7 protein-coding genes are annotated in these 7,748 nt (G+C 58.0%); 4 read left to right on the top strand and 3 right to left on the bottom strand.

What is annotated here, in order from left to right:
• Window positions 1-257 precede the first annotated feature (257 nt).
• Both glgB and NW819_RS03235 read right to left on the bottom strand, forming a co-directional pair.
• Entirely contained in the window at window positions 258-2,549 is a 2,292-nt protein-coding gene (glgB, locus tag NW819_RS03230) for a 1,4-alpha-glucan branching protein GlgB (RefSeq protein WP_414412863.1), read from the bottom strand.
• A gap of 60 nt (window positions 2,550-2,609) precedes the next feature.
• Entirely contained in the window at window positions 2,610-4,085 is a 1,476-nt protein-coding gene (locus tag NW819_RS03235) for a dihydrolipoyl dehydrogenase family protein (protein ID WP_414341830.1), read from the bottom strand.
• A 195-nt stretch (window positions 4,086-4,280) separates the two neighbouring features.
• Here NW819_RS03235 and tatA point away from each other — a divergent pair, with 195 nt between their 5' ends.
• Together tatA and NW819_RS03245 are read left to right on the top strand one after the other, a co-directional pair.
• Window positions 4,281-4,526 carry a twin-arginine translocase TatA/TatE family subunit gene (gene tatA, locus NW819_RS03240; RefSeq protein WP_414356913.1) on the top strand — a complete coding sequence of 82 codons (246 nt, stop codon included), beginning with the start codon at window positions 4,281-4,283 and terminating at the stop codon, window positions 4,524-4,526.
• A gap of 218 nt (window positions 4,527-4,744) precedes the next feature.
• Window positions 4,745-5,581, top strand: coding sequence for an anti-sigma factor domain-containing protein (locus tag NW819_RS03245; protein ID WP_414412864.1), 837 nt, complete (start codon window positions 4,745-4,747; stop codon window positions 5,579-5,581).
• Here the strand turns inward: NW819_RS03245 and NW819_RS03250 are convergent, their stop codons facing one another.
• Window positions 5,582-6,127, bottom strand: coding sequence for a helix-turn-helix domain-containing protein (locus NW819_RS03250; RefSeq protein WP_414412865.1), 546 nt, complete (start codon window positions 6,125-6,127; stop codon window positions 5,582-5,584).
• A gap of 209 nt (window positions 6,128-6,336) precedes the next feature.
• On the opposite strand from NW819_RS03250, the gene NW819_RS03255 reads away from it, so the two are divergent.
• Both NW819_RS03255 and NW819_RS03260 read left to right on the top strand, forming a co-directional pair.
• Window positions 6,337-7,230 carry a bestrophin family protein gene (locus tag NW819_RS03255; RefSeq protein ID WP_414412866.1) on the top strand — a complete coding sequence of 298 codons (894 nt, stop codon included), beginning with the start codon at window positions 6,337-6,339 and terminating at the stop codon, window positions 7,228-7,230.
• 180 nt (window positions 7,231-7,410) lie between these two features.
• Window positions 7,411-7,748 (top strand): metallophosphoesterase (locus tag NW819_RS03260; protein ID WP_414412867.1); only part of this gene is annotated, 338 nt, incomplete at its 3' end.

Consider the following 7,748-nt stretch of genomic DNA (forward strand, 5'->3'; position numbering starts at 1 on the left):
TGGTCATTTCGATTCAAACTAGAACACTGCACCCACGCCCACAGTCATTTTAAATAAGAATGAAACGAAATGAAACATTTCCATCCCATTGCTTCCCAACTCCCCTCTCCCTCTGGGAAGAGGACTGGGGGTGATCTCGAAAGCGGTATGGAGCGCTTGGGGATTGTCTCAATCCAGCTTGAAAGGACTACAAATGGCCAAAAAACGAAGTCTCCAGACCCGTCCTCCCAGTGCGGCGGAAGGAAGCCAGCAGGGTGTCAATTCTGGGACTCGACCGGCTGCGGCGGCTGCCATTTCAGCACCAAGGTAGAAAGTTGCGGCAGGCAGAGCTCGAGGGAGTAGGGCAAGTTGTGGTAGGCCCAGTCGTCTGTCCACTTGCCCCCCAAATTGCCTACCCCGCTGCCCCAAAACTCCACAGCATCGCTGTTGAGCAGCTCTCGATAAAAACCTCGTTCCGGTACCCCAATGCGGTAATTGGGCCAGACCACCGGCGTGAAGTTACAAACCACCACCACCCACTCACTGGGATCCTCCCCATAGCGGATGAAGGAAACAATGCCGCGATGGTCGCTGCAGTCAATCCAGCGGAACCCTTCTGGCTTGGTGTCTTGGGTATACAGGGCAGGCTCAGAGCGCAACAGGTGATTCAGGCTGGCCACGTAGTGGCGCAACTTGGCGTGGGGTTCATACTGCAGCAGCCCCCAGTCCAGATCTGCCCAAACGTTCCACTCATTCCACTGGCCAAACTCCATGCTCATGAACAAGGTTTTCTTGCCAGGGTGGGTGAACATGTAGCCATACAAAGCCCGCAGACTGGCGAACTTATGCCAATGATCCCCCGGCATTTTGCCCAACATGTGGCTCTTGCCATGCACCACCTCATCATGAGAAAAGGCCAGCATGTAATTTTCGCTGAAGGCATACATGAGGCTGAAGGTAACCAAATGGGGATGGAACTGGCGGAACCAGGGATCCATGTGGAAATAATCCAACATGTCGTGCATCCAACCCATGTTCCACTTCAAGTTGAAGCCCAGCCCGCCCACATGGGTTGGCCAAGTTACCATCGGCCAAGCGGTAGATTCCTCGGCAATGGAAAGTGCACCGGGGTTGTATTTGAAAATGAGGGTATTGAGCTGCCGGAAAAAGTCGATGGCTTCCAGGTGTTCCCGCCCGCCGTAGGGGTTGGGGATCCAGTCTTTGCGGTCATAATCCAGATAAAGCATCGAGGCCACCGCATCCACCCGGATCCCGTCGATGTGGTATTTCTCGAACCAAAAAAGGGCATTGGCCACCAGATAATTGCGCACCTCGTTGCGGCCATAATTAAAAACCAAAGTGCCCCAGCCTTTGTGCTCACCTTTGCGAGGGTCGGCGTACTCGTACAGGTGAGTACCGTCGAAAAAAGCCAGCCCATGCCCATCTTTGGGGAAATGTCCGGGCACCCAATCGACAATCACGCCGATCCCGGCCTGGTGGGCCCGATCGACAAAATACATAAAGTCTTGCGGGGATCCATAGCGGGATGTCACGGCATAGTAGCCGATCACCTGATAGCCCCAAGAGCCATCAAAGGGGTGTTCTGCCACCGGCAACAGCTCGATGTGGGTAAAGCCCAGCTCCTTCACATAGGGGATTAGCTTGTCCGCCAGCTCGCGGTAGGTGAGGAAGCGAGTATTGGGCTTTTGGTCCACCAGCACACTTTGCCCTTCGGCAGGTGGATCTTCAGCCGAGGCGTGCATCCAGGATCCCAGATGCACCTCATAAACCGAAATCGGCGAGCGCAGGGGATCGGTGGCGGCGCGTTTTTCCAGCCAGGCTTGGTCGTGCCAGGTGTAGGTGTTGAGGTCGGCTACGATGGAGCCGGTTTTGGGGCGCACCTCCTGTTGAAAGCCATAGGGATCCGATTTTTCGTAGATATCCCCCCAGGAAGTTTTCACCTCGTACTTGTAGATGGCGCCTGGCCCTACGCCGGGGATGAACACCGCCCAGATCCCGCTTTCGCCCAGCCGCTTCATCTGGTGTTGGCGCCCGTCCCAGTGGTTAAAATCGCCGATAACGCTGACGTTGCGGGCGTTGGGAGCCCAGACGGCGAAATGCACCCCCTTCACCCCGTCCACCGTGATGAGATGGGCGCCCAGCTTGTCGTAAATGCGGTGGTGATTCCCCTCGTTGAACAAGTAGCGATCCAGCTCGCCAATGTGGTTGACCTTCTCCAAGGGAAAGCGGTAGGGATCCTCCCATTCTTCCAAGTGTTCCCCTTGGGGATCCCAGACCCGTTGGGCCCGCAAAAAATAGTCCGGCAGAGGGGTTCCCGGCTCAAAGCGCAGCTCGAATAGCGTTTCCGGGTGCAGCGGCTGCATCGGGTAAGACTGTCCAGTGGCGCGTTCCACCAGCCAAACCTGCCGAGCATTGGGCACAAGGGCGCGCACCAACCCAAAGGATTTCCCGGCCTCTTCTATCTGCTGGGGGCCCAAAACGGCATAGGGATCCTGCCATTGGTTGGAAACAAACTGACCCACTTGTTCGGCAGACAGGAGAAAGCCCATCGGGAACCCTCAGTAAATGACCATTCTAGTCTAGCGGTGGCTGACCCCCAGTTTGCGCTGTCAGCTCCAGGCCCGCCTCCAGGCAAAGAATCCCTGCAAGAAGTTCTGCAGGCGGGGGTTGGTGGCCAATTGTTGCCTGCGGTGCTGCAGGGCCGCCTTGGCGTTCACCTCCGAGCGGGTGGGGTAGATGTGGATCCCGGTCAGGGCAGAGACGGGCAGCCGCCGGCTCATGGCCAAAACCACTTCATGAATCAGCTCTCCCGCCTGGGATCCCACCAGGTGCGCCCCCAAAATCTGGCCGTTGCGTCGACAGATCAATTTGGCAAAGCCCAGGGGGGCGGCTTCTGCCTGGGCCCGATCCACATCGGCAAACTCCTGTTTGAGCACCACCACATCCTTGCCGTATTGCTGCCGGGCTTCGCTTTCGGTGAGGCCCACACGGGCCAGCTCCGGCTCGGTGAAGATGGCCCAAGGAATGACACGATAACGCGCTTGGCTGAGGGGGAAAAACAGGGCATTGACCAGGGCCACTGCCCCTTCGTAGGCCGCCACATGGGTAAATTGCGGCCCGCCGATGACATCCCCACAGGCGTAGATGCGGGGATTGCGGGTTTGCAGCTTGGCATTCACCTGGATCCCTTGGGGGGTGTACTGCACGCCGGCGGCTTCTAGACCCAGCCCTTCCACGTTCGGGATCCGACCGGCGGCCACCAAAATCTCTTCTGCACGGATCACTTGATCACCTGCAGCGGCGGTGCCTGCCCCGGAATTGGCCTTTAGGGAAAGCAGCTTTGCCCCTTGCTCTTGGCCAACTGCTGTGGCGCGTACCCGGGTGAGGATGCGGATCCCATCTTGGGTCAACTGTTGCTGCACCACCTGGGCGGCTTCGGGATCCTCCTTGGGCAAGATGCGCTCGCGGCTGGCAATGAGGGTCACCTCGGATCCCAGACGGGCCAGAGCTTGGCTCAACTCGCAGCCTACCGGCCCCGCCCCTATCACCGCCACCGATTTGGGCAAGCGGGTCAAGTCAAAGATCGATTCGTTGGTCAGATAGCCCGCCTCGGCCAAGCCTGGCAAGGGGGGAACCCAAGGACGGGATCCGGTGGCGATGACAAAAGCCCGCGCCTGTACCTGCCGTCCTGCCACCTCAAAGGTGCGCCCATCCACAAAGTGGCCCTTGGCAAACACCAGTTCCACCCCCAGTTGGCGGAAGCGATCTGGCGAATCGGCGTGGTTGGCGATGTAGCTCTGGGCAGAGCGAATGTGTTCGTACACCTTGAGGTAATCCACCGCGATCCCTGCTGGGCCAGGGAGAGTTACCCAACCGGCAGCCATGGCCTGGCGAATCCGATGGACGGTATGGGCCACGTGAAGAAGGGCTTTGCTGGGCACACAGCCATACCAGAGGCAATCGCCGCCCAAGCGGTCGCTGCCTTCCACCAGCAGCACCTTGGCCTTCAGTTGGGCCGCAGCGCTGGCCACCACCAGACCCGCTGCACCGGCGCCAATGACCACAATATCGTAGGAGACAGGCATGGCTTGTTCTGAACAAAAACATCGGGCAAGGGATAGCACCATCCTATGTCTTGAGTGGGCCGGGGGCAGGATGGGAGAAGGGGATCCCTTTCCACACCCTTTCTGCATGGGAGAAGAACTTGTTAGAGTGGGACGGATGGATCCCTTGCAAGCTGGGTTGATCCGTCTGTTCTACTTTTCAGGTTTTGGGGACTTATGACTATTCTGCTGCCGAGCGAACCTATCCTGGCCGTGAGCATCTTCGGCATGGGCCTGCCAGAGCTGGCCGTGATTGGGGTGATCGCGGTGGTCGTGTTTGGCCCCAAGAAGCTACCGGAGTTGGGCAGCGCCTTTGGCAAAGCGTTGCGGAGTTTCAAACAAGAGATGAACAACCCCAGCAGCGATGACGAGCCTGCCGGCGCAGAAAAGGCGGAGAAGGTGGTGGAGAAAGATGCCGCCTGAGGGTCGCGGAGAGGGGTGGGATCCCAACTCCTGCAAGGGGCCTGCTGCCGGAACTGTTGAGAGGGGGGATCCAAGCCAGCTTTGGATGAGAGGTGAAGTCAGCTCGCAAGGGAGCCGGCTCCAGGGCTAGTGTATAGTTCTGGAAAGTTCCCCAGCCTAGTGCTACCGGCTGAGCCAAAATCAGCCCGGATAGGCTCATCGGATGCCCCAGAGGTGGTATGGCTGAGCTGACCGATTTCCAGTTAATGCGCCAGATCCAACTGCGGGATCGCCGCAGCCACTTTTTGCTCAAGGATCGCTATCAGAAGCGCCTGCTGGATATTGCCTTGGCCATTCTCAAGCAACCTCACCAGGCGGAAGAGGTGGTGCGGCAGGTGTTCGAGTTCTGCTGGAAACACGCCAATGCCTTTGACCTGCAGCGGGATCGCTCAGTGGCTCTGTGGCTCTACGAGTTGACAGCCTTTCAGGCTAGGGAACGGCTGCGGCGTTGGGCTTGGCTACCTGCCCCCCTCTCCATTCAAACTTCGGCTCCCCTGTGGCCGCAACGTCTTCTCTGGGGCAGCCTGGCGGTATTGGGGATCTACGCGCTGGCCATAACAGCGGCCTACTGGCGGCTGCGCTGGCAGTGGGGATCCCCCATCGAGGGAGAGTCGGTGGCAGTTCAACGGCTCTACCAAGAGTGGCAACGACAGCCGCAAGTGCAGCGAACCCTGCTGCGGGATCCCAGCTTCAGCACTCCCCTGTTGGTGCAAGCCCTCTGGTCGCCCCATGCCAAGCAGGTGCTGCTCTTGGCCTCGGAGATGGCTCCCGCCCCCCCAGGGAGCACCTATCAACTGTGGCTGGAGTCGGAGATCCAGGGAGGGGGACGACTGCTGGAAAACGCCGGCACTTTTGCCGTCAACGGGGAAGGATCCCTGCAATGGCTCAGTCAACCCATCCATTCTGAGCAGCCGACCCGCCTCCTCATCACCCTCGAACCGGCAGGAGGGAGCGAATCCCCCACAGGCCCGCCTCTGCTGCAGAGCAGTTTTTGGATCCCTGCTGCCCAGCCCTGATCAAGAGAGATGGGGGGATGGCTGGGGAGTTTGTCCCCCGCTCTTGCGCCGCTTACTCCGGGATCCCCGCAAGCGCACCTTGAGACGGTAGCGAACAGTTTCATGCACAACTTTGTAGGAAGCATCCACACCGTGGGTTTCCCGCAGCCATTCGCGAATGTCGCTGTAGGTACGGAATCGGCCAGGCTGATGCAGCTCCTGCTTGAGGATTTCCAAAACCGGCTTGGGGATGAGGGGTTTGCGCCCTTGGTTGCGGGGCACCGTCAACATGCCCTCTAGCCCCCTGGCCTTGTAGCGTTGAAACCATCGAAAAATCGTTGAGATGTCCCGCCCCAGAATTTCAGCCAAGCCTGTCATCGTCTTGACTTTCCCAATCTTGAGCAGGTAGAGAGCTTGAACCCGCTCCTTCCCGGTCGGTGTAGACTGCTTGCTTAGTAGGGATTTGAGCTCTTCAGCCGATTCCTGAATGTCGAGCTTGAGGACTCCAGCCATGTTGGGGCGTCGCAGAACAGCGTTGAATTCGTTGCCTGGCGGAGAGTCTACCACAGTAACTTGGGGTTTTGGAAGTTGTTCGTGAAGTTTGCCTGGGCATCTCTTGACGTTTACAGAATCTCAGAGTCTCCAGCTGAAAAATCTCCAACAGGCCACCCTTGTCGCTTTTCAGGATAGGCGGGCAAGGGATCCCCTCTAGGGCGGCAGGCTGTGGCTGTAGGAGTGGCTGTAGGATCAGAGGGCAAGCTTGCCGACGCCGCACTATGGTTCTTCGCAAGTATCTTGCAGGAGAGGGGCTGCGTTGGTTTCGACTGGCCCTGCAGTTGCAAGGATCGGTTGTACCGGCAGTGCTTCCCCGCGCCTTTATCTGCGGCTTGGCCGGGGTGCTGGTTTCGGTTCTGTATAGGTTGGGGCTGCCCCTGGCGCTGTCGTCCTTGGTGGCGTTTGTGCCCAACATCGTTTTGGGTTTGATGCTAGTGTTTCGGACAAACACCGCCTACGAACGGTTCTGGGAGGGGCGGAAAGCTTGGGGAGCCGTGGTGAATGACGTGCGCAACTTGGCCCGCTTGATTTGGGTAGCCATTGAAGAAAAGCAGCCCGGCGACCGGGAAGAGAAGATCCAAACTCTATATCTATTGCCCGCTTTTGCCATGGCCATGAAACAGCACTTGCGCCAGGAACCTCTGCTGGATGAGATTCAGCCCCTGCTCAGCCCGGAGCAGTTGCAACGTCTCCAAAGCCTCAAACATCCCCCTTTGCAGATTGCCTTTTGGATTGGAGATTATCTGCAGCGCCAATACCAAAAGGGCCGCGTTGAGGTCTACCAGCTCACGATCATGGTGGAGCGGCTCAACAGCATGGTGGATGCGCTGGGGGCCTGTGAGCGCATTCTCATGACCCCAATGCCCATGGCTTATGCCCTGCACTTGAAGCAGTTGCTGTTGCTTTACTGTTTGTCTTTACCGTTTCAAATGGTGGAGGGCTTGGGTTGGATGACCGGCCCCATTGTGGGATGGCTGAGCTTTATGTTGTTTGGCGTTGAAGAGATCGGCATCGAAATTGAAAATCCCTTTGGCCGGGATCCCAATGATCTGCCCCTCGATAACATTTGCAACAAGATGAAGCACAATATTGCGGATTTGATCAATTCCACTTAGGGAACTCTCGCCGTTCTGGATGGCAGGGCAGCTGCCCATTTCAGATCCTCAGCCGGCACCTACCCCTAGTGGAGATAGCCGGGACGAACCCGATGATTGAGAGGAAGGGATCCCTATATCTTGGGTAGGGAACAAGATGGGTTTGCTAAACTGTGGACAATTTGCCGAGGTGCTCTGGGGATGGCCTGCTCAACCTGCACATTTTTACACCTGGCCGATGTGCATCTGGGCTATGACCGCTACGACAGCCCGGAGCGGAGCAAGGACTTCTTTTTGGCTTTTCGGGATGTTGTCCGGCGCTATGCCATTCAGGATCCGGTGGACTTTGTGCTCATCGCCGGAGATCTGTTCGAGCATCGGCAGATTCAGCCCGGCGTTCTCAACCAAGCCCAGATCGTCCTGCGGGAGCTGCAGCAGGCCGGGATTCCGGTGTTGGCCATCGAGGGCAACCACGACAACCGTCCCTATGGCGTGAAAACCAGTTGGCTGAGGTACTTAGCCGATCACGGGGAGTTGAT

The sequence above is a fragment of the Synechococcus sp. R8-2 genome (assembly GCF_047461715.1).
In the GTDB taxonomy this organism is placed as follows: domain Bacteria; phylum Cyanobacteriota; class Cyanobacteriia; order Thermostichales; family Thermostichaceae; genus Thermostichus.